26 protein-coding genes are annotated in these 25,554 nt (G+C 58.6%); 5 read left to right on the forward strand and 21 right to left on the reverse strand.

What is annotated here, in order from left to right; genetic code table 11:
* Window positions 1–14: 14 nt before the first annotated feature.
* From VFW72_RS10775 to VFW72_RS10845, 15 genes are all read right to left on the reverse strand, one after another.
* Window positions 15–506 (reverse strand): hypothetical protein, encoded by a 492-nt coding sequence (locus tag VFW72_RS10775; RefSeq protein ID WP_329674297.1) that lies wholly within the window; start codon window positions 504–506, stop codon window positions 15–17.
* On the reverse strand, window positions 503–1,708 hold the full coding sequence (locus VFW72_RS10780; protein ID WP_329674298.1) for an exo-alpha-sialidase: 1,206 nt from the start codon (window positions 1,706–1,708) through the stop codon (window positions 503–505). Before VFW72_RS10780 ends, VFW72_RS10775 begins: the two co-directional genes overlap by 4 nt.
* Window positions 1,709–1,829: 121 nt before the next feature.
* Window positions 1,830–2,936, reverse strand: a complete 1,107-nt coding sequence (locus VFW72_RS10785; protein WP_329674299.1) for an SDR family oxidoreductase — start codon at window positions 2,934–2,936, stop codon at window positions 1,830–1,832.
* A 164-nt stretch (window positions 2,937–3,100) separates the two neighbouring features.
* Complete coding sequence (locus tag VFW72_RS10790; protein WP_329674300.1) at window positions 3,101–3,355, reverse strand: hypothetical protein; 255 nt, start codon at window positions 3,353–3,355, stop codon at window positions 3,101–3,103.
* An 89-nt stretch (window positions 3,356–3,444) separates the two neighbouring features.
* Window positions 3,445–5,646: a response regulator gene (locus VFW72_RS10795; RefSeq protein WP_329674301.1), complete on the reverse strand. Its 2,202-nt coding sequence runs from the start codon at window positions 5,644–5,646 to the stop codon at window positions 3,445–3,447.
* 130 nt (window positions 5,647–5,776) lie between these two features.
* Window positions 5,777–6,157, reverse strand: a complete 381-nt coding sequence (locus tag VFW72_RS10800) for a hypothetical protein (RefSeq protein WP_329674302.1) — start codon at window positions 6,155–6,157, stop codon at window positions 5,777–5,779.
* Window positions 6,142–7,167: a hypothetical protein gene (locus VFW72_RS10805; protein ID WP_329674303.1), complete on the reverse strand. Its 1,026-nt coding sequence runs from the start codon at window positions 7,165–7,167 to the stop codon at window positions 6,142–6,144. Before VFW72_RS10805 ends, VFW72_RS10800 begins: the two co-directional genes overlap by 16 nt.
* A gap of 28 nt (window positions 7,168–7,195) precedes the next feature.
* Window positions 7,196–7,912: a hypothetical protein gene (locus tag VFW72_RS10810; protein WP_329674304.1), complete on the reverse strand. Its 717-nt coding sequence runs from the start codon at window positions 7,910–7,912 to the stop codon at window positions 7,196–7,198.
* Between the two features lie 169 nt (window positions 7,913–8,081).
* Window positions 8,082–8,480, reverse strand: a complete 399-nt coding sequence (gene arfB, locus VFW72_RS10815) for an alternative ribosome rescue aminoacyl-tRNA hydrolase ArfB (RefSeq protein ID WP_329674305.1) — start codon at window positions 8,478–8,480, stop codon at window positions 8,082–8,084.
* A 143-nt stretch (window positions 8,481–8,623) separates the two neighbouring features.
* Window positions 8,624–9,124, reverse strand: a complete 501-nt coding sequence (locus tag VFW72_RS10820; RefSeq protein ID WP_329674306.1) for a hypothetical protein — start codon at window positions 9,122–9,124, stop codon at window positions 8,624–8,626.
* Window positions 9,125–9,876: 752 nt separating this feature from the next.
* Window positions 9,877–10,500, reverse strand: coding sequence for a cold shock and DUF1294 domain-containing protein (locus VFW72_RS10825; RefSeq protein ID WP_329674307.1), 624 nt, complete (start codon window positions 10,498–10,500; stop codon window positions 9,877–9,879).
* A complete protein-coding gene (locus VFW72_RS10830; protein ID WP_329674308.1) occupies window positions 10,497–10,751 on the reverse strand; it encodes a DUF4282 domain-containing protein in 255 nt (84 codons plus the stop codon). Before VFW72_RS10830 ends, VFW72_RS10825 begins: the two co-directional genes overlap by 4 nt.
* Window positions 10,752–11,077: 326 nt before the next feature.
* Window positions 11,078–11,623, reverse strand: coding sequence for a hypothetical protein (locus tag VFW72_RS10835; protein WP_329674309.1), 546 nt, complete (start codon window positions 11,621–11,623; stop codon window positions 11,078–11,080).
* 218 nt (window positions 11,624–11,841) lie between these two features.
* Window positions 11,842–12,756, reverse strand: a complete 915-nt coding sequence (locus VFW72_RS10840) for an EcsC family protein (protein WP_329674310.1) — start codon at window positions 12,754–12,756, stop codon at window positions 11,842–11,844.
* Window positions 12,757–12,990: 234 nt separating this feature from the next.
* Window positions 12,991–13,791, reverse strand: a complete 801-nt coding sequence (locus VFW72_RS10845) for a DUF3800 domain-containing protein (RefSeq protein WP_329674311.1) — start codon at window positions 13,789–13,791, stop codon at window positions 12,991–12,993.
* Window positions 13,792–14,083: 292 nt separating this feature from the next.
* On the opposite strand from VFW72_RS10845, the gene phaR reads away from it, so the two are divergent.
* Complete coding sequence (gene phaR / locus VFW72_RS10850) at window positions 14,084–14,689, forward strand: polyhydroxyalkanoate synthesis repressor PhaR (RefSeq protein ID WP_329674312.1); 606 nt, start codon at window positions 14,084–14,086, stop codon at window positions 14,687–14,689.
* On the opposite strand, the gene VFW72_RS10855 is transcribed toward phaR, so the two are convergent.
* A complete protein-coding gene (locus VFW72_RS10855) occupies window positions 14,672–15,277 on the reverse strand; it encodes an arylesterase (protein WP_414638793.1) in 606 nt (201 codons plus the stop codon). The two genes, phaR and VFW72_RS10855, sit on opposite strands and share 18 nt — an antisense overlap.
* An 81-nt stretch (window positions 15,278–15,358) precedes the next feature.
* Here VFW72_RS10855 and VFW72_RS10860 point away from each other — a divergent pair, with 81 nt between their 5' ends.
* Window positions 15,359–16,039, forward strand: a complete 681-nt coding sequence (locus VFW72_RS10860) for an ABC transporter ATP-binding protein (protein WP_329674314.1) — start codon at window positions 15,359–15,361, stop codon at window positions 16,037–16,039.
* A gap of 30 nt (window positions 16,040–16,069) precedes the next feature.
* Window positions 16,070–16,810, forward strand: a complete 741-nt coding sequence (gene rlmB, locus VFW72_RS10865; RefSeq protein WP_329674315.1) for a 23S rRNA (guanosine(2251)-2'-O)-methyltransferase RlmB — start codon at window positions 16,070–16,072, stop codon at window positions 16,808–16,810.
* A gap of 12 nt (window positions 16,811–16,822) precedes the next feature.
* On the opposite strand, the gene VFW72_RS10870 is transcribed toward rlmB, so the two are convergent.
* The 5 genes from VFW72_RS10870 to bfr form a co-directional block, all read right to left on the reverse strand.
* Window positions 16,823–18,043: an MFS transporter gene (locus VFW72_RS10870; protein ID WP_329674316.1), complete on the reverse strand. Its 1,221-nt coding sequence runs from the start codon at window positions 18,041–18,043 to the stop codon at window positions 16,823–16,825.
* Between the two features lie 23 nt (window positions 18,044–18,066).
* Window positions 18,067–19,074 (reverse strand): D-2-hydroxyacid dehydrogenase family protein, encoded by a 1,008-nt coding sequence (locus VFW72_RS10875; protein ID WP_329674317.1) that lies wholly within the window; start codon window positions 19,072–19,074, stop codon window positions 18,067–18,069.
* A 63-nt stretch (window positions 19,075–19,137) separates the two neighbouring features.
* Complete coding sequence (locus tag VFW72_RS10880; protein ID WP_329674318.1) at window positions 19,138–19,701, reverse strand: hypothetical protein; 564 nt, start codon at window positions 19,699–19,701, stop codon at window positions 19,138–19,140.
* A 124-nt stretch (window positions 19,702–19,825) separates the two neighbouring features.
* The gene (locus VFW72_RS10885; protein ID WP_329674319.1) at window positions 19,826–20,056 is read right to left on the reverse strand and encodes a (2Fe-2S)-binding protein; all 231 of its coding nucleotides are present in this window, start codon (window positions 20,054–20,056) and stop codon (window positions 19,826–19,828) included.
* Window positions 20,057–20,162: 106 nt separating this feature from the next.
* The gene (gene bfr / locus VFW72_RS10890) at window positions 20,163–20,639 is read right to left on the reverse strand and encodes a bacterioferritin (protein ID WP_329674320.1); all 477 of its coding nucleotides are present in this window, start codon (window positions 20,637–20,639) and stop codon (window positions 20,163–20,165) included.
* Window positions 20,640–20,935: 296 nt separating this feature from the next.
* Between bfr and carA the strand changes: the two genes are divergently transcribed.
* Both carA and carB read left to right on the forward strand, forming a co-directional pair.
* Window positions 20,936–22,114, forward strand: a complete 1,179-nt coding sequence (gene carA, locus VFW72_RS10895) for a glutamine-hydrolyzing carbamoyl-phosphate synthase small subunit (RefSeq protein WP_329674321.1) — start codon at window positions 20,936–20,938, stop codon at window positions 22,112–22,114.
* The gene (carB, locus tag VFW72_RS10900; protein ID WP_329674322.1) at window positions 22,107–25,382 is read left to right on the forward strand and encodes a carbamoyl-phosphate synthase large subunit; all 3,276 of its coding nucleotides are present in this window, start codon (window positions 22,107–22,109) and stop codon (window positions 25,380–25,382) included. Before carA ends, carB begins: the two co-directional genes overlap by 8 nt.
* The last annotated feature ends 172 nt before the right edge of the window (window positions 25,383–25,554 follow it).

Raw genomic sequence — 25,554 nt, forward strand, 5'->3', positions numbered from 1 at the left:
TGCTGCGAAAAACATCAGGGGGCCAGGGCTGCCTTCAGAACCTTGTCATTCAACACGCCAGACACCGCAGTTCGCTTGCCTTGGCCGTTGAACACATAGCTGCGCGGCAGCTCGCCTGCCCAGTTCGGGTCAAGCGCATAAGACAAAGCTTCCGGTAAGGCCGGGCCGTACACATAGTGGCGGCCGGGCAGGGCGTAACGTCCCAGCATGCCGGCCAAACCGCCTTGGTCAGGCTCAACTGCCACCGTGATCAAGTCTGGCTGTGCGCCTTGCTGCCAACGCTGGTGCAGCCACTGCAGGTTGCGCTTGCAGTGCCCACAGTCTGACGACCACAGCACCACCAAGGTTGGGCGCTTGTACTGGGCCGCGTTCAACAGCTGGCTGGCGTGCGCCTTATCCAGTGGCAGCAATTCCGGGGCAGACGCTGCCGCTTGCGCGGCACCACCTCCCACCAAGGTCATGGCGGCAGATGCCACCCCCAAGGTCAACCATTGGCGCTTGTTCATGGCAGCGGCCTTACACGAAAGCCTTCGCGCTCGGTGCGCCAGAAGGCAAACAGGGCATCGCCCTTGGCAATCAGGCTAGGCGTGCTTACTGCGCCGGCTGAGGTGTCTAACTCCACCGTGGCGCCAAAGTTCCGCCCGCCATCTGTGGACACCATGCCCAGCAAGCGCGTGGCCTCGCCATTGAACTCGGTCCAGATCACCGCCAGCTTGTTGCCTGCGGCCAATACATCGGCATGCGCTGCGCGGGCACCGCCCACGGCACGTTGGCCCTCTACCCGCAGCGCCTTGCCGGCGTCCACCAAACGGCCATAAAACACATTGGCCTGGCCGTCTTTCTGGTTGAACCACACCGCGTGCTTCACCCCGCGCTGGTCAACTGTCAGACCTGGCCCGTGGTGTGGGCAGCCATCCAGCTTCCAGCCATCAAAGGTGGCACGTTGAAGGGTTCGCAACTGACCATCGGCACCGAGCTTCGCCAGCGCGTGGTCACGCTCATTGGGCTCAAACACATGGCGCCACAGGAACAATGCAGATCCATCGCGGTCAACGGCAGAAGCCAACCGACAGCATTCACACGAATGGTCGGCCAGCTTGTATTCGCGGCCAAAGGTTTGTCCGCCATCGGACGACAGGGCCGCATAAATGCCCGCGCCACGATAGGCCGACCTGCGTGCTTTGGCTGCCTCGGCCTCGCGCTTATCAATCCAGGCCACCACCACCTTGTTGCCAGGCAAGGCCAGCATCGACTCGAAACGGTGCGTGATCTCAGCCTTGTCGCTGTGAACGGTAAAGGGCGCAGCAAAGTGTTCGCCATCAGCGGCTCGGGCCATGCGCACGGCGCCCGTATAGGGCTTGGGCAATGGCTGAGTCCATGAAATCAGCGCACTGCCGTCTGTGGCCAACGCAATTTTGGGGCGGTTCTGTCCATCGGCAGAAATGGCTTCCGCCTGCGTGTTCACTTTGATGGGCTCAGCCCAGGTTTGCCCCTCGTCGGCGCTGCGGTACAGCACCACATGGTCGCCATCTTTCGCGGCCACCAGCAACTGTCCGGTGGGGCTGAAAATGGCTGAGCTACCCAACTGCGGGCGGGCGTGTTGCGCGTGCATACCGCCAGCAGGCGCATCGGCCCAAGCGGGGCCAGCCAACAGGGCAAATGCCAACCCAGCAAAAGAATACAAACCTGCCTGAATCAAGGTGCGCATGCGGACCCCGGGGTATTGGAACCCGATGATTATGGCGTTGGTTTAAGCGTCGCCACCCCGGCAAGGGGGCGGCAACAGCACGGAAGTTTGTTGGCCATCAAACCCCGCATGGGCGCTGGTGTCAGTGCGCGGTAGTGTCTTCTGCTGGCAGGTGCTTCATGCCCTCGGCCACATAGGCCAGGAACTCTTCTTCGGTCACGCCGTGCGAGCGCGGAATCTTGCGTTCGAACTGCTTGCGCGAATTGATGTAGCTGGCATAGAACGACAGCTTGTCTTCCAGCACGCGCTCTAGCTTGTTCAGGGCGGTGTCTTCGCTGCGACGCACCAGCTTCAGGTTTTCCATGCCCAGTTGTTCGCAGATCATGCCAAACGAGCGCTCGGTGCGTGGGCAGAAGTCAGACGACAGGTGGTAGATCTCGCCGTCGGCCAGCCCCTGGTCCAGCACCAGGCCAATGTCGATCATCAGCTGATCAACCGGCACGAAGTTCACCTCACCATCGGGCATGCCCAGCACGCGAACGGTGTCGGTCATGCCACGCAGGGCGCCTTTCAGGCGGCGCACCTCGCGCATGAAGCCATACAAGGCTGTGTCGCTGCCGCCTGGGCTCTTGGTTTGCGAGTTGCCAATCACCATCGAGGGCCGGAAGATGGTCAGCGGCATGCCATTGGCTTGGCAGGCTTCCACCAGGGCATGCTCGGCATTGCACTTGCTCTCTTCGTAGTAGTTGGAAAACGGCGTTTCCAACGAGTGCAGGGCTTCCGGCACCGGGCCATTGCCCAAGCCACAGGTGTAGGCGGTGGAAATGTGCACGAAGCGGCCAATGCCGGCGGCCTTGCAGAAGTTGGCAGCAAACTTGGCACCATCAATATTGGTCGCCTTGATCATTTCGCGGCGGTGCTCTTCGTAGTTCAGCGAAGCGGCGAAATGCCAGAACTGGTCAATCTTGGCTGCGCGCAAGGCGGTCATTACCGGTTCGCTCACGCCAAAGTTTTCCTGCGAAATGTCGCCTTCCACAATGGTGACACGGCTCAGCAGCGCGTCGAGGTTGGGCATTTCGCGGTATGACTCACCCGCGAGCTTCAGTGCGCTCAACAACTTGTTGCGGCGAATTTCATCGCTGGCGCCACGAATCAGCACAAAGGCCCGCTCGAATCGTGTGCCAATGAAATTGATCAGGAAATGGCTTCCCAGAAACCCCGTTGACCCGGTGACAAACACTGTAGACATGCAACCTCCAACTGCTCGTTATGCAAAACAAAAATGACGCCACACTCTAATGGCATGGCGTCATTTGTTAAGGGTTACCTATGGAAACCGAGGGGTGCAAAAGGTGCTTACCCACCATCGCGCAATGCATTGACTGTGCGATGCAGAGCAGGGTGCAAGTTCACTTAACCCGCTGTTTGCAGCTTGTACAACACGAACATGCCGCCTATCAACAGCGCAAAGGCCCAAATCATGAAGCGGCCCGACGCGCCTTGGCGGCCGTTTTCCAGCTCGTGGCTCAGTTTGCGGCGGCCTAGTCTGGCCACTGCAAAAATGATCACGCTGCCTACCAGCCAGCCAATTGACTTGCCGGCAATGGCCGCCACCAGCGAAGCCATGGCCATCACGTACAGCCAAATGACGAAAGATACTCTTCTCATGTTTGCCAATCCAAGTCCCTGAAGACGTGATTTCGTCAGGCACTCGGGGCAACTTGAGGCAAGCCGTGCGTTGACCTCGCTCAGGCGAATCACCTCGCCGTGTTACTGCGCTTGGGAGCCCATTTTTCCAGGGTGAGCACCAGCTGCTTCACTTCAAAGGGTTTGCTCACAAAGTCGTTCATGCCAGCGTCATGACACGCCTGCTGGTCGGTCTGCATCACGTTGGCTGTCATGGCAATGATGGGAATGCCAGGCTGAATCCCTTCGCTTCGAATCTGGCGGGCGGCGGTCAGGCCGTCCATCTTGGGCATTTGCATGTCCATCAGCACGCAATCAAAAGGCTCGGTTCGCAGCAATTCAATGGCATCTAGCCCGTTGGCGGCTACCCGTACCGTGCAGCCTTGCTGCTCCAGAATGCTGGTGGCCAGCATTTGGTTCAGCGCGTTGTCTTCGGCCAGCAGAATTCGCATGCCTTGCAGTTGCAGGGCCAAGCTGCCCCCGCGCGGCTCGGCGGGTGCCGTTGCCACCAAGCGCAGGGCTTTTTCCAGCCTCACAGTGAACCAGAACTGGCTGCCTTGGCCCAACACGCTGCTGGCACCCACAGTGCCCCCCATCAGCGAGGCCAGGTTTTTGCAAATGGCCAAGCCCAGGCCCGTGCCGCCAAAGCGCCGCGTGGTGGAGTTGTCGGCCTGCTCGAATGCGTTGAACATGCGCCCCAGCGCCTCAGCCGGTATGCCAGGGCCAGTGTCAAGCACATCGACTCGCACCTCGGCGTACTGCTGGCTTTCAGACACCATACGCAGCCGAACTTCGACGCGGCCCTGCGCTGTGAACTTGATGGCATTGCTCACATAGTTGGACACGATCTGGCCCAGGCGAAGCGGGTCCCCCATCAAAGGCAGGTTGGCACTGGCATCCGTGTCAAACACCATGGTCAGCCCCTTCTGGCGGGCTTGATCAAGGCTTTGCTGCTCTACCGAGTGCAGAACCGAGGCCAAATCAAAGCGAATGTGCTCCAGGTTCAGCTTGTGCGCCTCGATTTTCGACATATCCAGAATGTCATTGATCAAGCGAAGCAACTGCTTGCCAGCCATCTGAATCTTGTCCATGAACTGCTGCTGGGCAGGGTCTTTCGTGCTCATGGCTGCCACCTGGGCAAAGCCCAGCACCGCATTCAACGGCGTTCTGATTTCGTGGCTCATGTTGGCCAGAAAATCAGACTTGGCTTCGTTGGCCGCTTCGGCGGCTTTTCTGGCCTCGTCGAGTGCGCGGGTGCGTTCCATGACGCGGCTTTCCAGCTCGGCTTCGCGCTGGCGCAACATGCGTTCCACCAAAATGAGCCGATCGCGTTCTTGAAGCAGCAAGGCCTGGCGCACAAAAGCCAAGCCCACCACCAGCACGCTGCCCAGTTGCACGCTCAAACGGGTGGAATGCCGAATGTGGCTCAAAGAGGTGGTCAGCAGCACCCCCACCGCGGCCATCACCACCAGCAACAGGGGCAGCATGCGCAAGGTGCCCTCGCAAAGCCGATCCCAGCGTGGGTTGTCTACCGTGTCCAGCCTATATCCGTAAGCCGCCAGGCCCAAGGCCCACGCCAGCACGGAAAACGACACGTTGGGCCAGCCGCCGTCTACATGGGTGTTGGTCAGCAATTGCAGGTTCCACACGCCCCAGGTCACCATCAGGGCAGCCGTGCAACAAGGCAGTAGCCATGCGCGCCAACCAAAGGGCGCCCGCAGCTTCAGCGCCAGAACCAAACCCAGGCCGGTTGGCAGCATCAGGCTGAACGGGTAGGCCGCCAGGGTCAACACCTGGGCCAGGCCGCTGTCTCCCTGCTTGGGTAGAAACAGGGCCAGGGTCAGGGCGGTGCCGGCGGTTACCAGTGCTGCGGCATCCAACTTGGTCGAACGCCAGTCGGTTTTCGGCAAACGCCGCTTGCCCAGGCGCCACAAGCCCACGCACATCAGCGGGCCAGTGGCCAGGAAAAACGGGTCTGATGGGTTGGGCACTGGCGTCCAGTTCAACGCGGCAAGCCCGTCCCAAATGGCTTGGCCCAGGAACAAGGCCGTGGCGCCCGCCAGTAACCAACGGCGGGTATGCCGCAGGCCTGCTTCCCATTCTTGCCGATAGCCCTGGTAGGCCAACACGGCGCACGCCAGAAAGCTGGTCGTCCAGTGCAGGTTGTCAAACCAGATAGCCAGGGAAAGGCTGCCCCACTGCAAGCCGAGCAGCCCGACAACTGTCAAACCCAGCAGCAGCCCCAGCAGCCAGCGAAACGCCCCCACACTCATCTCCGATCTCCGCCCTCCGAAGTCATGCCCCTGAAGACGAATCTCCCAAGCACTCAGGCATCGGCTTGTAAGTTAAACCTTACGAGCAATATATGGACTCTTGGGAATTGGGTCAATCTTGCGTTAACACCTAGTGCTGAATCACCGACACCCGCTCCACCCGGCCTTGCGGGTTGAAGAACACGTGCAGGTCGTCGTAGTCAAACCCTAAGCCGCTGCACATGCCCAGCACGTAGCGAAACTCGGTGGGCGAATGGAAATCAGGGCGGCCTAAAAGGTCGAGCACCTCTTGCGCGGCCATGCCGCTGCGCAAGACCCGGTCGCGAATGTCGTAGGCCATGTTGCCCCGGTAGCAAGTGCTATCGAGCTGGTCTGGCACCTTGGCGAGCCACTGGGTTTGGTCAAACCGGGCGGTGGAAAACACGCCGCTATGGGGCCACCACTTGAAGGACAGATAGGAGAGGGCAATGACGCCAACCAGCGCCACTGCTGCCACTACTTTCTTGCCCATCCGCTAAACCCCAAGTCGATCAACATCTTGCGCTGAGCCGAAGACGAATGCTTTGGCTCCATTTGCTGAAGCTGCGCCTGCCAAGTCAGTGCTTGATCGAAAAATACCGCCCCCGGCGAGCGGCGGTAAAAATAGGCGAAGGTCATCAGGTCAATCATCATCTTGGGGTAGGTCGATTCGTGGTTGGCCTTGGCGCTCAGTACCCCGGAAATCACGTCGGCGTTGTCTTCAGTGGCGCTTGTGTAGGCAAAGAAACCGCCTTGTGGGTTGATGATCGAATCTCTCAGTTGAAGCAAAGTATGTCGAGCCCACACATGCCCAAATTCGTGGAACAAAATGCCCCCGGCAAGCTGGGTAAAAATCTCAACAGACCGATCTAGTTCAGCCGGAGTGAGCATGGCATCTGGGAAGGCAAGTGGCGCGCTTGGCACGCAAAAGTTCGCAAAGCTAAGCTGCTGCGCCGCAGCCGTGTCCACGATTTGAGACAGGCTTGCCGACAACCTACCAGACGCTTTCATGGCCAGCCCATTCGCAATATCGGCCATCAGGTCGAGCAGTTTGCCGTCCAAATAAACAGCGTCTGCGCCGGCTATGCCCCCACCAAATGGCACGGGTGAGCACGCCAAGTCGTTGACCACCTGGGCATTCAGGCCATTGATTTGGGTTCGAGACGCCAACCGAGAAAGGGTGGCGCTGTACCGATCAGGAATCACGTTCGCGTACAGCATCCTCGTCAAATTCAAATCAGTCTGGAATAGCGCGGCAGGCTCGTTGACAGGGTAGGAAACCGGGGTGATTTCAGTGGTTCGTGTGACTGGGTTAACAGCCAGTTGCCGCGCCAGGCGAACCTCCGGGGCTGTAGATTGCGGCGACGGGCTCGGTAAGGGCTGCGGAACCGGGACTGGCTTCGGATTGGGGTCTCCTCCACAGCCTGAAACCACGGCGGCAAAGAGAGCAATAAGCAGCGCTTTGGCCAAGCGAGCGCCACGCACACCATTCGTGCCAAACATAGATCCCCCCAAGGTCTGAACGTTAATCTCAATAGTTACCGGCCAAGGCATCAAGCGGCATGCAAATGGGCGGCATACAGGGCTGAATGGTGTACGTGTGCATCTTCCATTCCCCGTTTTCCGCTATGGCGCCTGCCACCTCAACCCACACACCTGGTTTGCCTTTGAACCTTGATTGGTACGCATGAAATACAAATGGCCCTTTGCGGCCAGGTATTTCATCGGGATTGCTGCTGTTCCACAGATATGGACCAGCGCTTCGTTCTTTCAGCGGAGCCCTGACGTTCTGCAGCAACTGGGTGTACGAATCGAATGGGATGGTCGCCTGCTCCTTGTCCGAAAACATGGCGTAGGCATCTCGCGAATTGCCGTGGTCACTGGTCGACAAAAAGCGCTCTATGTACTTACGTGCGTCTTCAATCGGCGGGGGGGCAATGCCATCGATCGCAAACTTAGCTGGGTTGGTGAACCAAATCGTGGCGAACAACCCAATCGCACCACCAAACCGAATCATGCCTTGGTGCGGCAGCGTCTGTTGAAGGTGTATCAAGCCCGGAATCAGTGCGCCAATGCCCGAAGCGGCCAAAGCCAATGTCAAGCGAAACGCAAAGAACTGGGCCGGCGTGGGCTTAGGAATGGCAACAACCAATACCAAAATGGATATGAGAAACACGATGCCGAAAAGAAAAACGGCATACCTCTCAAGATCCCCCCTGGGCACCTGCTGTGGTGTGGTGGTCTTCATTATTGAGCCTCTGTGCCATTCGACTGCAAGAGCCGGGCGAAACACATACGCAAGCAGGAGAGAAGACCACCCCTCCGGTTTGACGTTCGGGAAACCAAAACAACCGGTCAGTCAGATCGTGACTTAGTTCAAGTATTTAATCAACAGCCGCACGTGACCTGGGTCAACCTCACGCAAAAACCTTGCCACGCCCCGACTTGATACTCGATCGAAGCGACTTGCCCTCCAAACGCCGCTGCTTGGAGGCATACGTGGGCTTGGTTGCGCGCCGGGGAGGGTGCTCGAACGTGGCGGCGGCAATGAGCTCTTCCAGTCGCGCCAACGCTTCGGCCTTGTTCTGGTCGCGGCTGCGCGACGTTTGCGCCTTGATCACCACCACCCCGTCTTTGGTGATGCGCTGGTCGTCCCACTGCAGCAGCTTGTCTTTCACCGCCTGCGGCAGCGACGAACGGCGAATGTCAAAGCGCAAATGCACGGCGCTAGACACCTTGTTGACGTTCTGCCCGCCCGGGCCTTGCGAGCGAATGGCGCTGAATTCAACTTCGCGGAGGAGGAGGGCGTGGGGCATGGTGTGCTGATCTTGCCACCGAACAATGGCCATGAAAATGCCGGAAGCCATAGCCCGTATGGCTTCCGCTTTTAACTGACTGCAAGCCAGAAGGGAAGGCGCTGTGTTGCGTAGGCAAATTTTAATTTGCCTAGCATGTCAGCTTATTTACTAGATATCTTTTCTGTGACCGGCTTGTTCGTCACAGCATCTTCAATCCAGACGATCGAATGCCCTTTGGACAGCGTCCCAACAACAGCGTATTTTCCGTTGGGCTCGGGGGTGAAGTCGACGACACCCTCCACTTCAAAAAACATACCGACTGCTCTATTGACGATTTCGTAAAGTGGCGCGCCTGTTATATGGCTTCCGCGAATTTTCACCTTCATTTTTTTCGCGGGAACTTGGCGATCTATAAGGGTTAAGCGAAGCTCCGCGCCACGATTTCGGCTTGCCGCGCGACTGGCACCAAAGCTGTCTGGAATACTTTTGCCGTCAATTTCTGTGATGGCAAATATTGCGGCCGACGAAAAATCTTCCGATTGACCTGTGTCGGCAACACTGGCTGTCGGTCCGGTGTAGCCATCAGGGATGGGCTTGTAGGTGGCGCATCCGGAAATTGAGAATGCCAATAGGGCGGCTACGATTGATTTCGTGAAATTCATCGGTTTGCTTTTTTAGGTGGAAGGGTACTATGGGGCGCACCGCCGCGTGAACTGGATAGAAGTTTGAACACACGGCGAGCTTCATGTCGGCCAAAGTTGTGATGTCGCATGCCGAGGCGGATGCTCAAAACCAGCTGCGGCAACCAGTTCTTACTTTAGCGCCTGCGGAGCCGGCCAGCCAGCCAGCCAACCACAGGCGGCTGGCGGTTGTTAAGACGACTGACTATTTCCATGTTGAACGCTCAAGCCTTAGGCAGCATCAATGGCCATTTCGGGATGCCCGCCTCACGCATGAGCCTGGTTAGCAACGCCACAAAGATGACTGCAATGGCGTTGACCCCAACCAGTAGGCCCGAGCGACCAAGACAGCCAATAGAGCAACTGAGCGCCAAAAGGGCGATGGTTCCAAAACTGCCAACTGCCGTAAATGGCCGCAGCAATCTGCGCGAGCAAGAGCAGCCAGGCCAAGGCAGACATGAGGTCAAGCGACACGCCGTTCAGTCTGGGCAGGGTGGTGATCAGTCCGAACAGCCCCCCCCAAAAAGATACGTTACAGCAAACGCCTTTTGGGCCATGCTTCGAGAGGGTGACACAGGCTCGGTTGTCTCGCCGCCGCTTCCGTCTGTTAACGGCGCGCCAGTTGCTGAGGCTACAGGTGTCTTCCGCAGCAAAAAGATATTGATTTCCCCCTGAAAAATCTGGCTAGATTGATGTTGTTCGATCATTTTTAGGTCGCTTGTACCTCAATTAGCTCAGTTCAAGGCTTTGCTGACCTCGCTGCCCATGGGTGAGGCCAAAACCAAAAATGCCACCACGTTGATCACCACGGTGCCCCAAAAGGCGGCCCGAAATTCAGCCTTGACCGACTTGTGGCGCAAAACCTGTTGAGCAACGAGTGCACCGGGCCACCCGCCAGCCAGAGCCAGCATGTGCAAAGTGCTTTCCTGTGTGCGCCAGCCTCCCGATTTGGCCGCGCCCTTGTCAATGGCATAAGCAAAGAAGGTGACGATGCTGGCCCCCAGATAAACCGCAGCGCTCCACCGTGGTGGGTTACCCAAGATGTGAGCCCCCAGCAAGACGACCAGAAACGCCGGAATGGCGAACAGTGAAGCGCCGCCCCATTGCGCTGGGGTGCTGGCGCGAGCGCCTTTGGCAGGCGAGGGGCGGGTTTGAACAAGGCTCACCTTGGTCGCGCGCTTCTTGCCTTGAGGGCCAAGCTCAACTTCGAACGTGACTCGCTGACCTGATTGCGGGCGACCACGCAGGCCATTGAATGCCTTGATGTGAACAAAAATTTCCTGGCCGCCTTGGGTGGGTTCGATGAAACCGAAACCGCGATCGTCGTTCCAGGTTTTGATGATGCCGTCGAATCTCATTTATGGCGAATGTCTTGAAGCGCTTCGTTCATTTTGAAAAGCACAATCAAAAGCTCACACCAGATTCTGGCGGCGAGAGTTCCGCAAGCTGCATAAAAAATACCTAGGAAAAATTTCCCAAGGGTGAAGCCTTCAAAGCCGCCAAACATAGAACCAACGCCACCCACGATAGAGGCAAGGAGTAAAAGCCAATACACCAGAGTGATCAGCTTGGGGGTGAGCATGTTTTCGAAGTGAAGAAAATCTTTCATGGGATTCCTTTGTTTGTGTGTATTTATGGTGACACCCTTTATCGATACGAATCGAGAGCGTGCGGCGTCTCAGGCTATGTAGGCCGTGACGAGCGCCAAACGCCAAAGTTAACCGGCGACGGAGCGCGAAGCGCGGAGGGAACCAAGACTGGCCATATAAATGGCGAAGCCATGGCCAGAGTTGGCGTCCGCGTTGAACCGCCAGTTAGGCTGCGGCGCGTAGTGGAAGATTGTTCTGGCCAGCATGACCTGCTTCTTGTGCGTTGCACTTGAAATTTGAATCCACACTGCGAGTGTGATTTCGGTTGTGACACAAAGTTTTCGACCTAGTCCCACAATGCCTTTGGTAGTGAAATTCGATATCCAGTCGCCAGCTTTGACATACGAGCATTCAGTTGTTCATAGTCTGCCCTCTTCTCCATCTTGGCCCATGCAGCGCGCAATTCCTTAATTTCTCTATCAGTCGCCTCAACTGAAAGTACGGTTATGCGTTGATTAAAAGAAGCATTCATCTGTAGGACGATAAAGCTGCTTGAGATTATGTAGATGGATGCTGGAATTACGTATGCAACAGCCAGAATGGAGAGTATTTTTGTCCAAGAACGGCCTTCTGAAGGCTGCTTGCGCGCTTCTCGTTTGACGTGTCGTGCATAGAAGGCTCCTGTAGTTACCCCTAACATTGCCGCCAGGAGGAAAATGAGCACCATGAACGAATACATCTCTCTGAGGCCTAATGCTGCACTTGTGTAGATGGAGCCTGTTACCCCGGAGTAGATGTTTTCTCCAAGCCACATCAGTGCTTTCGATACGAGCTTCAGCAGCGGCTCAATGAAGATCAGCACTAAAACGGAGGTGACGATGCTAACGGTCAAGTTCTTCTTGAAGTCGGGGTCGTTGAGCATAACTGTGTAAATATGGAATGGTTGTTCTTCAGACCATCGCAGAGCGCTGCAATTGCGTGTTAGGCCTGACGCTCTAGTTAACCGGCGCCGGAGCACGCAGTGCGGAGGGCTCCACGGTATGCCAGAAAATGCCGAAGGCATGGCCTGCCGTGGCGTCCGCGTTGAACGACCAGTTAGCCATCACTCGCTTAAGGATGTTGTGACTCTTCGAAGTCAGGCGTTAGCGTTGATGCTGGAGGTACAGTAATTTCTATAATATCCACTCCATAGCGCCTTGCCAGGAAGCGTTCGCGATATAGATAGAAAGCAGCCTTGCAAACCTTGTCTGTGAAGTAGGCGTTATACCCCCCGCCGATAACGGCGCCTGCGGCAGGAATTACGTTGCCAAGCTTTGCCTTAGTTAAGCGAATACCAAGAGCCTTTGCAATTTGTTGGATGGCCTGAACGAACAAATGTTCTTCCAGTTGTTTCCACGTTGCCTTTGATGCAACATCCCTGGCAATTCGAACGAGTTGAGCAAGTGCTGCCTGCTTGGCAACATCGGTTGAGCTGGATGAATAAGCCAGAACATTGAGTGCGAACAGGCGCTCCTCTTGGCTCGATATGTCGAATCCACAATACGTAGCGTATTCACCGATAGCCCGTAGATTTAATGTCAGTAGAGCTACGAGATCGGTTGGAATGGCAGCTAAGGCGACCATGGGATTTATAACGGCTGAGCCTCCAACTGCGGCACCCTCAACGAGGGCGAGTCCCTCGTATTTGGTATCAAGCCACCCCATTGCTTTGTCAACAACATGCAAGTCCAGATTGCATATATCCTTGAGCGATGGCGTATGGCCCCCGTTCAGGATTTTGTAGTCGTCAAGGACTGCATTCACTCTGACGGTGTAATGCGCACCATCGTTTAGTAGTCCAATGATTCCGGTTGTCGCTTTACCGACGACATCTTCGAATCCAGGAACTTGTGCAACAACGTCGCCAACTTTTTGTACAGGCCAAGAAATTACATCGGAAGCAGTGTCGAGCCAAGTCCGTCGGGGGTTCTTCCACAAATGGATCTGTTGAATGGCGGAACGCTCATATTGAGAAGGTGATGGCATAACGGATGCTTGTTGTGAGGGCTAACGCCCAAGGTAAGCTGCGCCGTAAGGAGCGCAGCGACTGAAGGGCACCAACATGGGCCAGGATAATGGCGAAGCCATAGCCCATGTTGGCGTCCGCTTGACCGCCCAGTTAAGCTTGTGAATAGATGCGCGGTAATGCAAGTTCACGGCAACTCCATTAGGTTCGAGTGTCCACAAAAGTTAGACAAACCCCAACAGGTTGCACCTGCCTTAGTTTGGCCACCAACATTCCGTTCCTCCAGGAGAAGCGAAGTTTCGTAGAAGTGATTCATGCCCTAGGATGGCTCGGGCAAATACGTCCCCGAACTTTTCTTCTGCAAAATATCGCCTAAACCCGTAAGCGCAAGCGTCAGCCACTTGAACTAGTGGGTCTTCAGATTTTTCAACGAAATGAACGGAATTCCGAATTCTTGCAATTCGCAGTTCGCCGCGTTGAGTGCTATAGCCAGCCTCTTTGTCTTGAGGTGTTTCTCTTAAATGCTCTGGTCGGCAATGAAAAGGATTTTCTCGATACATTTTTGGAACGATCTTTAAAAACCTTCTCATCTCCGGAATGTCTTCGGCCACGACTGACGCAACTTCGTTTGGATGTGCGTGTCTCCGAATGTTTCGATCTGCTATAGCCAAACATTCGCCGAAAGCCATGACATGCTCAAACTGGGATTGAGATAAACGTAGCGGCTCCGCTAACTCTGTGTGATCAACCGCGTTTCGCCAGCGCGCAGACAATGTAATGGCCATTCCAATTCGGCGGGGAACACTCATCATCGATTCAAGAAGGTGTAGCCGATCATTGAACAGCCAATCGGATTGATAGCGCTTGTCACCAAAAACCCTGGTGGCATGAAAGGTGAACTGCTTCCTGTGCTGTAGCGGTACGCCTTGAAGTATTTCACTGACAAGGTTCTCAGCAGCTCGGACATGCTGGTCAGCATCCGCGATGATGCCGACCACCACGGTAACTGGTTCATGCGCGGAGGTTCCAGCTTCATCTACGAATATGTATCGCATTGGTTTTTCAGCAATGTGAGTTCAAGGGGAAGCGTAAATATTATTTAGGGATCAAACTGATGGCAATAACCATTTAGGCCCCCCCCCCCCGCGATCCCTAACTCCCCCAGAAACATCACCCCATTCTGTCCCCCCAGCCCCCAAAATCAATCCCCCACCCAGCCCCAGCCCTCAAGTTGTCCCAAAGCCCTAATCCCCGGTGGGCTCATCTGTTGCGCCCAAACCAACACAAAGCTTTCGTCACAAGGGTTAACACCTTCTACAATCAGTGCGAACCCATCAGGAGCCGGTAATGGCAACGTCACCCAAGAAACGCCGTGTTGAAACCGCAGACGCCGAGGCAGCCGCACCCCAGGCCGCCAACGAGCAGGCCGATGCGCCCACACCAGTTGGCGTGCGTGCCATCAAGAAGTACCCCAACCGCCGGCTGTACGACACGAAAACCAGCAGCTACATCACGCTGACCGATGTGAAGAACATGGTCATGGCGTGCGAGCAGTTTGTGGTGGTAGACGCGAAAACAGGTGAAGACCTGACGCGCAGCATCTTGCTGCAGATCATTCTGGAAGAGGAAACAGCGGGCGTGCCCATGTTTTCAACCCAGTCGCTGGCGCAGATCATTCGCTTTTACGGGCACACCATGCAGGGTCTGATGGGCACGTATCTGGACCAGAACATTCAAAATTTCATTGACCTGCAGGGCCGCCTGGCCGAAAACTCGGTCATGAATTTGCAAAACCCATTGATGCAAAACTTCATGGGTGGGTATTTGGAGCAAACCCAAAATATGTTTGCCCAAATGCAGCAGCAAATGAGCAAGCAGGCCGAAACGCTGATGGGTAACCTCAGTGCCGGTTTGGCGCCTGGCTTGGCACCCGGTTTAACGCCCAAGAAGTAAGGGCCGCAACTCGGCCATCACGTTGCGCGCCACCACGGGGTGCGCTTTGGCCAGGGGGTGCAGCCCGTCGGGCTGGAACCATTCCTTGGCATCGGGCCGGTCGGCCACGTCTTTCAGCAAAAAGGGCATCAGCCGCGTTTGCTTGGCCTGGGCCACGTCGGCAAAAGCTTTGGCAAAGTCTTCGGTGTAGCGCTTGCCGTAGTTGGGTGGCACTTGCATGCCAATCAGCAGCACCTTGGCTTTGGCGGCTTGGGCAGCGGCAACCATGGCTTCTAGGTTGGCGCGGGTAGATCGAATGTCCAGCCCACGCAGGGCATCGTTGGCGCCCAGTTCAATCACCACAAACTGGGGCTGGTGCTGGGCCAGCAGGGCGGGCAGGCGGGTGCGGCCACCGGCGGTGGTTTCGCCGCTGATGCTGGCGTTCACCACGTTCACCGGAGTTTTCTTGAAGGCGCTGTCTTGCTTCAACTGGTCTTGCACCAGCTGCACCCAGCCCTGGCCACGCGCAATGCCGTATTCGGCTGAAAGGCTGTCGCCGGCCACCAGCACGGTCAGGCCGGTGGGGGAACTTCCGTGGGCAAACGGCATCACCCAGAAAAGACTGGCGGCAAGCAGCCGGCTCAAGAGTCGCTTACAGTCACTGCGCATGTTTTTACAGGAATCGGTTGGATGTCAGTTACGCCCGTTTTGGCCGTTCAGGGTTTGAGCAAGTCTGTTCAAGACTCCAGCGGCGTCCTCACCATTTTGCACACACTCTCGTTCCAGGTTCGACAAGGGGAATCGGTGGCCATTGTGGGGGCTTCGGGTTCGGGCAAAAGCACCTTGCTGTCGCTGTTGGCCGGGCTGGACACGCCCAGCACTGGCAGCGTGCTGATGTGTGGAAAAAACCTGGCCACCATGACCGAAGACCAGCGCGCCGCCCACCGGGCGCAGCACGTGGGCTTTGTGTTTCAGAACTTCCAGCTCATTGCCCACCTGACCGCGCTGGAAAACGTGATGCTGCCGCTTGAACTGCGTGGCGACCGCGATGCCCGCAAGAAAGCCACGGCCATGCTGGAGCGTGTGGGCCTGGGCGCGCGGCTGCAGCACAAGCCCGTGGTCATGTCAGGCGGGGAACAGCAGCGCGTGGCGCTGGCGCGGGCCTTTGTGGTGCAGCCCGATGTGCTGATGGCCGACGAACCCACCGGCAGCCTTGACCACGACACCGGCGTGGCCGTGATGGACCTCATGTTCAAGCTGAACCAGGAAAAGGGCACCACGCTGATTCTGGTCACCCACGACGAGGAAATTGCCCAGCGCTGCGGCCGCCGGCTGCACATTCATGGCGGGCACCTGCAGGCCGACCACTGAGAGAGCGGCGCCAGCGGTTACGATGCGCGCATGAGTTTGAAATTGCTATTCGGCTTCCACGCCGTGACCGTGCGCCTGAAGGTGGCGCCTAAGTCCATCAAAGAGCTGCATGTGGATGTGTCGCGCCGCGACCAACGCATGCGCCAGTTCCTCGACAAAGTGGCCGAGGCTGGCATTCGTGTGGTGGAAAGCGACGACGACCGCCTGCAAGCCCTGTGCGGCACGCACCGCCACCAGGGCGTGGTGGCCCGTGTGGAGCACATTCAACAGGCCCGCTCGCTGGATGACCTGCTTGACGAACTGGCCGAGCCGCCATTGCTGCTGGTGCTGGATGGCGTGACCGACCCGCACAACCTGGGCGCCTGCCTGCGCGTGGCCGATGGCGCCGGTGCGCATGCCGTGATTGCCCCCAAGGACCACGCCGTGGGCATCAATGCCACGGTGGCCAAGGTGGCCAGCGGTGCGGCAGAAACCATGCCGTACTTCATGGTGACCAACCTGGCCCGCACCCTGGGCGAACTGAAGGAACGCGACATCTGGATCGTGGGCACCTCTGACGACGCGCCCGGCACGCTGTACGAAGCCGACCTGAAAGTGCCCACCGCCTTGGTGTTGGGCGCCGAAGGCAGTGGCATGCGCCAGCTGACCCGCAAGAACTGCGACCAGCTGGTCAGCATTCCCATGCTGGGTTCGGTGTCTAGCTTGAACGTGTCGGTGGCCAGTGGCGTGTGCCTGTACGAGGCACGCCGCCAGCGTTTGACCCAAGGCTGAACCCAGGCGGGTTCAGCGGCGCGGCACCACGGTACGCGCCAGCCCGCGGCGGCGGGCATCGCGGTGTTGCTGGCGCTTCATGGCCCAGGCACTGAGCGCCAAGGCCACCACCATCCACACCATGCCCAACCAGGGCAGGGAAGGGTAGCTGGCCACACCCAGCACCCAACCGCCGCCCGTGGCGCCTGCGGCATGGCCCAGGTAAATGCCTGAGGTGTTGAGCGCCAACAAGGCCGGCGCCAGGCGGGGCGACAAAGCCCCCAGCCGCGCTTGTTGACCCGAGTTGGTGGCAAAGCCACTGATGGACCAGGGCACGATGATCACCGCCAGCCACACCAGGTTCACGGCCAATGGCCAGATGGCCATGCTGAACAGCATGAGCGACAGCGTGATGGTGACCGCCCGCGCCGCGCCAATGCGGTCTATGAAGCGGTTCAGCAGCAGGTTGCCCGTTAGCGCCAAGCCGCCAAACCAGGCAAACATGACGCTGATCTGTTCCGGCGAAGCGCCGTAGCCAAACTTGAAGTAGGGCGCGGCATAAGCCAGCACGGTTTGTTGCCCGGCACTTTGGCAAGCCGTGACCAGCACCACGGCCATCATCAAGGGCGAGCGAAACACCCGCTGCCAGGCCCGCAGGCTGAGCGCCGGGGTGCGAATGCCGCGTGGCAGCCCCCACATCAACCAAAACGCGGCCAGGGCCGAACCACAGGCCACCATGCCCATGGCCGTACGCCAGCCCAGGCGTTCGCTGACCCACGCAGCCAAAGGCATGCCCACCACCGAGGCAATGGACCAGCCCATGAACACGAAGGTGATGTTGCGCCCGCGGTGCTCAGGCGGGCTGATATGGCCCACCGTGGCCGCTGCCTGCGGCGTGAACACGGCGGCGCCCAGCACCGTCAGCGCCCGCACGGGAATGAGGGCGGCGTAGTCAGACATCAGGGCGCACAGACCATGGCCCACGGCATACCAGGCCAGAGAGCCCACCAGCAGTTGCCGCCGGTCGAGCTTGGACACGAGGTAGGCCAGCACGGGGGCGCCCACGCCCATCATCACCGCCGCCACAGCTATGAGATGCCCACCTTGGGCAATGGAAATGCGCAGGTCGTGAACCAGGTCGTTCAAGCCGCCCGACACCACCATGACCCCGCAGCCAATGAAGAAGTTGCCCACCAGAAAAGCCCAAAGGGTGTGGGCTTGGGCTTGGCGGGCCGGCGTCAAAGGGGCATTCATGGCGCCAGGGGGCTTCACCACACTCAGCGCTTCACGTGCAGCGCTTCAGGGTTGACGATGTTGGTGGGCTTGCCGGCAATGTAGGCCAGCAGGTTGTCAAACGCCTCGCTGAAATAGGCTTCGTAGTTGTCTTGTTCCACGTAGCCAATGTGCGGCGTGCACACCGCGTTTTCCAGGCGCAGCAGGGGGTGGCCCTGCAAGATGGGTTCGCTTTCAAACACGTCGATGGCCGCCATGCCGGGGCGCCCGCGGTTCAGCGCGTGCACCAGGGCGCCGTCTTCGATCAGCTCAGCGCGCGAGGTGTTCACCAGCAAAGCGGTGGGCTTCATGCGGGCCAGGTCGTCGGCGGTGATCAGGCCACGGGTGGCGTCAACCAGGCGCAAATGCAGGCTCAGCACATCGGCGGTTTCGAAAAAAGCTTCGCGGCTGTCGGCTGCCTCATAGCCATCGGCCACGGCATGCTTTCTGGACGACTCGCTGCCCCAGATCACCACCTTCATGCCAAAGGCTTTGCCGTAACCGGCCACCAGCTTGCCGATGCGGCCGTAACCCCAAATACCCAGGGTTTTGCCATGCAGCACCATGCCCACGCCAAAGTTGGTGGGCATGGACAGCGACTTCAAGCCAGCCTGCTGCCAGGCCCCGTGCTTGAGGTTGCCAATGTATTGGGGCAGGCGACGCATGGCGGCCATGACCAAGGCCCAGGTCAGCTCGGCCGGCGCAATGGGCGAACCGGCGCCTTGCGCCACGGCAATGCCCAGTTGGGTACAGGCGTCAATGTCGATGTGCGAGCCCACGCGACCGGTTTGGCAGATCAGCTTGAGCTTGGGCAGCTTTTCCAGCAGGGAACGATTGAAATGGGTGCGCTCGCGGATCAGAACCAGGGCTTCGGCATCGCGCAAGCGAATGGCCAACTGGCCTGTGCCTTTGACGGTGTTGGTAAACACCTTGGCTGACAGGCCATCCAGCTTGGATGCGCATTGAAGTTTACGGACGGCGTCTTGGTAGTCGTCCAGGATGATGATGTTCATAGGGCTGCACGCGATTCAGCCCTCCATTGTGCTACGGTGAACCGGCGTTCACACGGCCACACGTTACCAAGTTGTGACCTTCGTATTGCGCGTGTCTTCGTTGCGACGCGAGGCGCGCACGGGGAAGTGGGCGTCCAGCGCTTCCATGCGCAGTTCGGCTTCGGCCTGGCCGCGGTGCAGAGCCACGACACGGAACACGTCGGCACGCAGGTGCCACAACTCGCGCAATGAGCGGGCCTGGCTGATCAGGTCGCGCACCTGGTTGGCGCGGACCGATTGCAGATCCCACATGGCGGTGTTGAATTCGTTTTTCACCGCGTCCATGCCTTGCAGGGGCTCGGCATGGGCTTCGCCAACAACCTCGTCCAAGTCCCACAGCCAGCGCCAGGCGCCCACGATCCAGTGTTTCCAGGCGGGGCGGGTACGGGTGAACAGGGTGGGGGGCTGAACTTCGGCGCGGCGTTGGCTCAGGCTGCTGGACCAGATGCTGTCGCCTAGGTCAGAGGCGCGACCGTTGCCGGGCTGCGCGACATGTTGAACACCGCCTTTGACCAGCTTCAGCCCCCGGCGGGGTGCTGCTGGTTCTTCAACCTGCGAGTCTTGCTGGGTGTAGAAAAACGATGCCATCTTGCCCTCTCAGCCGCTGCCTGAATGCAGCGTTCACAGGGGTAAGGATCGGCAATTTTTGGCAAGTCTGAAGGGCAAAATTGCAACGCGCGCTGCCTTCAGTTCGTGCCCTGCAATTCGTGCTTTATTTCACACTTGTTGCAGCCTGCTTAGGCTGGGGGTGGGGTTCCTGCATGAGCGCCACGGTGCCGGTGGCCACTTTGGCTTGGGTAAACACCTCGCGAGCGCAGTCTTCGCAGCGGCCGCAGCAGGTCGACACGCCGGTGTCCATTTGCAGTTCGTCGAACGATGAGCAAGAGGGCGCCACGCGACGAATGTCGCGATCTGAAATTCGATGGCAAACGCAAACGATCATGGCGGCTCCGTTTCAACAACGCTGCCACCATTCTAAATGAGAATAATTCGCAGTCAATAGACTACAAGAACCCCTGAACTCGTCAGGGGCACAGAAGAGCCTGGCCTCAGCCCAGTTCGCCCATTTGCGATTGCAGGTAGTTGTGCAGGCCCACCTTGTCGATCAATTCCAGCTGGGTTTCCAGGAAGTCGATGTGCTCTTCGGTGTCGTTCAGGATCATCTGCAGCAGGTCGCGCGACACGTAATCACGAACCGACTCGCAGTGGGCAATGCCGTCTTTCACGGTGCCCTGGGCGGTGGTTTCCAGCTTCAGGTCACAAGCCAGCAGCTCAGGAACGTCTTCACCAATCAGCAACTTACCCAGGTCTTGCAGGTTAGGTAGGCCGTCAAGCGCAAAAATGCGCTCCATGAGCTTGTCGGCATGCTTCATTTCGCCGATGGACTCTTCGTATTCTTTCTTGGCCAGCTTGTCGAAGCCCCAATGTTTCAGCATGCGGTAATGCAGAAAGTACTGGTTGGTCGCAGTGAGCTCGTTTTTCAGCTGTGCGTTCAGGAACTCGATAACCTTCGCGTCGCCCTTCATGATGTGCTCCAGTGCTGGTCAGTCAAATGATTGGAAAACCACGGATACAGGCCATCGTACAGGGAGCGAACTCCGTTTTTTGCCCCTTGTCGTGGCTGATGCACGGTCACAACTCTGTAACCTGCCACCGGGATCGGGTATACTCCTAAGGTTTACCCGCAATCAACCCCCCGCCTAGCGAAACCCGAACCGTTTCCTTCACTGGACTCGAACTTGTCGCGCCTGCCCTCTGGCTACCAGAAGGCCTGCAAGACAAGGGCAGAGCTGGGCGCGCACTACAAACGGAGAATGAACCCGTGCTGCCCGTACTGCCCCAAGCTCTTCTGGCCCTCGCAGACGGCACGGTCTTTCTAGGCACTTCGATCGGCGCTGCCGGTCACACAGTTGGCGAAGTGGTGTTCAACACCTCTATCACCGGCTACCAGGAAATCCTCACCGACCCGAGCTACTGCAAGCAGATCGTCACCCTGACGTATCCGCACATCGGTAACTACGGCGTGAACGGTGAAGACGTCGAAGCCTCGAAAGTCCATGCCGCTGGTCTGATCATCAAAGACCTGCCCATCCGCGCATCTAACTTCCGCCAGAGCCAAACGCTGTCGCAGTACTTGCAAGCCGAAGGCACGGTGGGCATTGCCAACATCGACACCCGTAAGCTGACCCGCATTCTGCGCACCAAGGGTGCCCAGAACGGTTGCATCGTGGCCTTGCCCGCTGGCGAAAAAGTCACTGATGCCGTCATCGCCGACGCAGTGGCCAAGGCCAAGGCAGCCCCCAGCATGGCCGGCCTCGACCTGGCTCAGGTCGTGACCCGCACCGACGTGGCCGACTGGACCGAAACCGAATGGAAACTGGCCAACCCCCAACTGGGCGGCAAGCCTGGCTTCGGCAAGGTTGAAAACGCCAAGTTCCACGTGGTGGCTTACGACTTCGGCGTGAAGCGCAACATCCTGCGCATGCTGGCCGAGCGCGGCTGCAAGGTCACTGTGGTGCCTGCCAAGACCCCCGCAGCCGAAGCGCTGAAGTACAACCCCGATGGCATCTTCCTGTCCAACGGCCCTGGCGACCCCGAGCCTTGCGACTACGCGATTGCCGCTGCCAAGGAACTGATCGAAACCGGCATTCCCACGTTCGGGATCTGCCTGGGTCACCAGATCATGGCTTTGGCCTCGGGTGCCAAGACCTACAAAATGCCTTTCGGCCACCACGGCGGCAACCACCCCGTGAAGGACTTGGACACCGGTCGCGTCAGCATCACCAGCCAGAACCACGGTTTTGCTGTCGATGCCAAAACCCTGCCTGCCAACATGCGCGCCACGCACATCTCGCTGTTCGACGGCACGCTGCAAGGCCTGGCCCGCACCGACAAACCCGCTTTCTGCTTCCAGGGTCACCCTGAAGCCTCGCCCGGACCGCATGACATCAGCTATCTGTTCGATCGCTTCGTGGCATTGATGGAGAAGAAGAATGCCTAAGCGTCAAGACATTAAAAGCATCCTGATCATTGGTGCCGGCCCGATCATCATCGGTCAGGCCTGCGAATTCGACTACTCCGGCGCCCAAGCCTGTAAGGCTCTGCGCGAAGAGGGTTACAAGGTCATTCTGGTCAACAGCAACCCTGCGACCATCATGACCGACCCCAACACGGCCGACGTCACCTACATCGAGCCCATCACGTGGCAAGTGGTCGAGCGCATCATCGCCAAGGAACGTCCTGACGCGATCTTGCCCACCATGGGTGGTCAGACCGCGCTGAACTGCGCCCTCGACCTGCACAAGCACGGCGTGCTGGACAAGTACAAGGTCGAGATGATCGGTGCCAACGAGCACGCGATCGAGAAGGCCGAAGACCGCCAGAAGTTCAAGGAAGCCATGACCAAGATTGGTCTGGATTCCGCCAAGTCGGGCATTGCCCACTCGATGGAAGAAGCCTGGGCGGTGCAAAAGCGCATTCAGGCCGAAATCGGTGGCTCTGGCTTCCCCATGGTCATCCGCCCCAGCTTCACGCTGGGCGGCACCGGCGGCGGCATTGCCTACAACCCTGAAGAGTTCGAAGAGATCTGTAAGCGTGGTCTGGACCTGTCGCCAACCAACGAACTGCTGATCGAAGAATCGCTGATCGGTTGGAAAGAGTACGAAATGGAAGTGGTTCGCGACAAGGCGGACAACTGCATCATCGTTTGCTCGATCGAAAACCTGGACCCGATGGGCATCCACACCGGTGACTCCATCACCGTGGCCCCCGCCCAGACACTGACCGACCGCGAATACCAACTGCTGCGTAACGCCTCTATCGCCATCCTGCGCGAAATCGGCGTGGAAACCGGCGGTTCGAACGTGCAGTTCTCGATCAACCCCGACAACGGCCGGATGATCGTGATCGAAATGAACCCACGTGTGTCGCGTTCGTCGGCCCTGGCCTCCAAGGCCACCGGCTTCCCGATCGCCAAGATCGCAGCCAAGCTGTCGGTTGGCTACACCCTCGACGAACTCAAGAACGACATCACTGGTGGTGCTACCCCCGCCTCGTTCGAGCCTTCGATCGACTACGTGGTCACCAAGATTCCTCGTTTCGCGTTCGAGAAGTTCCCCGCTGCTGACAGCCGTCTGACCACTCAGATGAAGTCGGTGGGTGAAGTGATGGCCATGGGCCGCACCTTCCAGGAATCCTTCCAGAAGGCCCTGCGTGGCCTGGAAACCGGCATTGATGGCCTGACCGAACGCAGCAACGACAAGGACGAAGTGATCGAAGAGATCGGCACCCCCGGTCCCGAGCGCATCCTGTTCCTGGGCGACGCTTTCCGTCTGGGCATGAGCCTGGAAGAAGTCTTTGAAGAAACCAAGGTCGACCCCTGGTTCCTGGCTCAGATCGAAGACATCATCAAGACCGAAGCCGACGTCAAGGCCCGCAAGCTGGAGTCGCTGACCGCTGAAGAGCTGCGCTATCTGAAGAAGAAGGGCTTCTCGGATCGCCGCCTGGCCAAGCTGATGGGCACCGACCAACACGCTGTGCGCAAGGCCCGTCACGCCCTGGGCGTGCGCCCCGTGTACAAGCGCGTGGACACCTGCGCGGCCGAATTCGCCACACAAACCGCCTACATGTACTCGTGCTACGAGAACGAAGGCGGCGAGTGCGAAGCCGAACCCACCAACAAGAAGAAGATCATGGTGCTGGGCGGTGGCCCGAACCGCATCGGTCAAGGTATCGAGTTCGACTACTGCTGTGTGCACGCTGCACTGGCCATGCGCGAAGACGGTTACGAGACCATCATGGTCAACTGCAACCCCGAGACCGTCTCGACCGACTACGACACTTCCGACCGCCTGTACTTCGAGCCCGTGACGCTGGAAGATGTGCTGGAAATCGTCGACAAGGAAAAGCCGGTTGGCGTGATCGTGCAGTACGGCGGTCAGACGCCTTTGAAGCTGGCCCTCGACCTCGAAGCCAATGGCGTGCCCATCATCGGCACCTCGCCTGACAGCATCGACATCGCCGAAGACCGTGAACGCTTCCAGGCTCTGCTGCACAAGCTGGGCCTGAAGCAGCCGCCCAACCGCACGGCGCGTACCGAAGAGGCTGCCCTGCAACTGGCGCAAGAGATCGGCTACCCCCTGGTGGTGCGTCCTTCTTACGTGCTGGGTGGCCGCGCGATGGAAATCGTGCACGGTGACAAGGACCTGGAGCGCTACATGCGCGAAGCCGTCCGCGTCTCCGACAAGTCGCCTGTGCTGCTGGACCGCTTCCTCAACGACGCCGTTGAAGTGGACGTGGACTGCATCTCCGATGGCGCCGACGTCATGATCGGCGGCATCATGGAGCACATCGAACAAGCAGGCGTGCACTCCGGTGACTCCGCCTGTTCGCTGCCTCCGTACACGCTGTCGCAAGCCCTGCAGGAAGAGCTGCGTCGCCAGACCGCCCTGATGGCCAAGGCCCTGAACGTGGTTGGTCTGATGAACGTACAGTTCGCCATCCAGGGTGACGTGACCAAGGGTCTGGACGACGCCACGGTCTACGTGCTGGAAGTGAACCCCCGCGCTTCGCGTACGGTGCCGTACGTGTCCAAGGCAACGGGTCAGCCCCTGGCCAAGATCGCAGCGCGCTGCATGGCTGGCCAGAAGCTGGGTACGCAGAAGTCGCCGGATGGCAAGGCGCCTCGCGAGGTCGTGCCGCCTTACTTCACCGTCAAGGAAGCCGTCTTCCCGTTCAACAAGTTCCCGGGTGTGGACCCCGTCCTCGGCCCTGAAATGCGTTCGACCGGTGAGGTCATGGGCGTGGGCGTCACCTTCGGTGAAGCCATGCTCAAGAGCCAGCTGGGTGCCGGTTCGCGTCTGCCTGAAAAGGGCACCGTGTGCATCTCGGTCAAGGATGGCGACAAGGCTCGTGCCGTGAACGTGGCCCGCGAACTGGTGGCCCTGGGCTTCAGCGTGGTGGCCACCAAGGGCACGGCTGCGGCGATTGCCGAGGCCGGTGTGCCTGTCAAGCCGGTCAACAAGGTCAAGGATGGTCGTCCGCACATCGCTGACGCCATCAAGGCCGGTGAAATCCAGTTGGTCTTCACGACCGTGGATGAAACCCGTACGGCCATTGCCGACTCGCGCAGCATCCGCACGGCCGCCCTGGCCAACCGCGTGACGTACTACACCACCATGGCTGGCTGCGAAGCCGCTGTGGAAGCCATGAAGCACCAGGATGATCTGGTGGTGTATTCACTGCAAGAGTTGCACGCCAAACTGCACTAAACTGCTGTTTCTGACAGGGCTTTTGCCTCCTGTCAGAGAAGCAGACAAGCTACGAGGGCCGCGCCCGGCACCGTCTTCAGGATGGTCAGGTCGCGGCTCCGTTCATTTGTGAGGCCCTGTTCACGTTGTTGATGGAGCAGGGCGCCTGATTCGAGCCAAGAGAGACACGCAC

It is taken from the genome of Aquabacterium sp. (assembly GCF_036273115.1).
Classification (GTDB): Bacteria; Pseudomonadota; Gammaproteobacteria; order Burkholderiales; family Burkholderiaceae_C; genus Aquabacterium.

What these genes read in the sequence shown, in the direction of transcription:
- phaR (WP_329674312.1), top strand. Translation starts at nt 14,084, where the DNA reads ATGGCAACGTCACCCAAGAAACGCCGTGTTGAAACCGCAGACGCCGAG.
- VFW72_RS10790 (WP_329674300.1), bottom strand. Translation starts at nt 3,355, where the DNA reads ATGAGAAGAGTATCTTTCGTCATTTGGCTGTACGTGATGGCCATGGCT.
- VFW72_RS10870 (WP_329674316.1), bottom strand. Translation starts at nt 18,043, where the DNA reads ATGAATGCCCCTTTGACGCCGGCCCGCCAAGCCCAAGCCCACACCCTT.
- bfr (WP_329674320.1), bottom strand. Translation starts at nt 20,639, where the DNA reads ATGAAGGGCGACGCGAAGGTTATCGAGTTCCTGAACGCACAGCTGAAA.
- rlmB (WP_329674315.1), top strand. Translation starts at nt 16,070, where the DNA reads ATGAGTTTGAAATTGCTATTCGGCTTCCACGCCGTGACCGTGCGCCTG.
- VFW72_RS10825 (WP_329674307.1), bottom strand. Translation starts at nt 10,500, where the DNA reads ATGAGATTCGACGGCATCATCAAAACCTGGAACGACGATCGCGGTTTC.
- VFW72_RS10845 (WP_329674311.1), bottom strand. Translation starts at nt 13,791, where the DNA reads ATGCGATACATATTCGTAGATGAAGCTGGAACCTCCGCGCATGAACCA.
- VFW72_RS10800 (WP_329674302.1), bottom strand. Translation starts at nt 6,157, where the DNA reads ATGGGCAAGAAAGTAGTGGCAGCAGTGGCGCTGGTTGGCGTCATTGCC.
- VFW72_RS10785 (WP_329674299.1), bottom strand. Translation starts at nt 2,936, where the DNA reads ATGTCTACAGTGTTTGTCACCGGGTCAACGGGGTTTCTGGGAAGCCAT.
- VFW72_RS10860 (WP_329674314.1), top strand. Translation starts at nt 15,359, where the DNA reads ATGTCAGTTACGCCCGTTTTGGCCGTTCAGGGTTTGAGCAAGTCTGTT.
- VFW72_RS10805 (WP_329674303.1), bottom strand. Translation starts at nt 7,167, where the DNA reads ATGTTTGGCACGAATGGTGTGCGTGGCGCTCGCTTGGCCAAAGCGCTG.
- VFW72_RS10840 (WP_329674310.1), bottom strand. Translation starts at nt 12,756, where the DNA reads ATGCCATCACCTTCTCAATATGAGCGTTCCGCCATTCAACAGATCCAT.
- VFW72_RS10795 (WP_329674301.1), bottom strand. Translation starts at nt 5,646, where the DNA reads ATGAGTGTGGGGGCGTTTCGCTGGCTGCTGGGGCTGCTGCTGGGTTTG.
- VFW72_RS10875 (WP_329674317.1), bottom strand. Translation starts at nt 19,074, where the DNA reads ATGAACATCATCATCCTGGACGACTACCAAGACGCCGTCCGTAAACTT.
- VFW72_RS10810 (WP_329674304.1), bottom strand. Translation starts at nt 7,912, where the DNA reads ATGAAGACCACCACACCACAGCAGGTGCCCAGGGGGGATCTTGAGAGG.
- VFW72_RS10880 (WP_329674318.1), bottom strand. Translation starts at nt 19,701, where the DNA reads ATGGCATCGTTTTTCTACACCCAGCAAGACTCGCAGGTTGAAGAACCA.
- carB (WP_329674322.1), top strand. Translation starts at nt 22,107, where the DNA reads ATGCCTAAGCGTCAAGACATTAAAAGCATCCTGATCATTGGTGCCGGC.
- VFW72_RS10885 (WP_329674319.1), bottom strand. Translation starts at nt 20,056, where the DNA reads ATGATCGTTTGCGTTTGCCATCGAATTTCAGATCGCGACATTCGTCGC.
- VFW72_RS10780 (WP_329674298.1), bottom strand. Translation starts at nt 1,708, where the DNA reads ATGCGCACCTTGATTCAGGCAGGTTTGTATTCTTTTGCTGGGTTGGCA.
- VFW72_RS10775 (WP_329674297.1), bottom strand. Translation starts at nt 506, where the DNA reads ATGAACAAGCGCCAATGGTTGACCTTGGGGGTGGCATCTGCCGCCATG.
- arfB (WP_329674305.1), bottom strand. Translation starts at nt 8,480, where the DNA reads ATGCCCCACGCCCTCCTCCTCCGCGAAGTTGAATTCAGCGCCATTCGC.
- VFW72_RS10820 (WP_329674306.1), bottom strand. Translation starts at nt 9,124, where the DNA reads ATGAATTTCACGAAATCAATCGTAGCCGCCCTATTGGCATTCTCAATT.
- VFW72_RS10855 (WP_414638793.1), bottom strand. Translation starts at nt 15,277, where the DNA reads ATGCCGTTTGCCCACGGAAGTTCCCCCACCGGCCTGACCGTGCTGGTG.
- VFW72_RS10830 (WP_329674308.1), bottom strand. Translation starts at nt 10,751, where the DNA reads ATGAAAGATTTTCTTCACTTCGAAAACATGCTCACCCCCAAGCTGATC.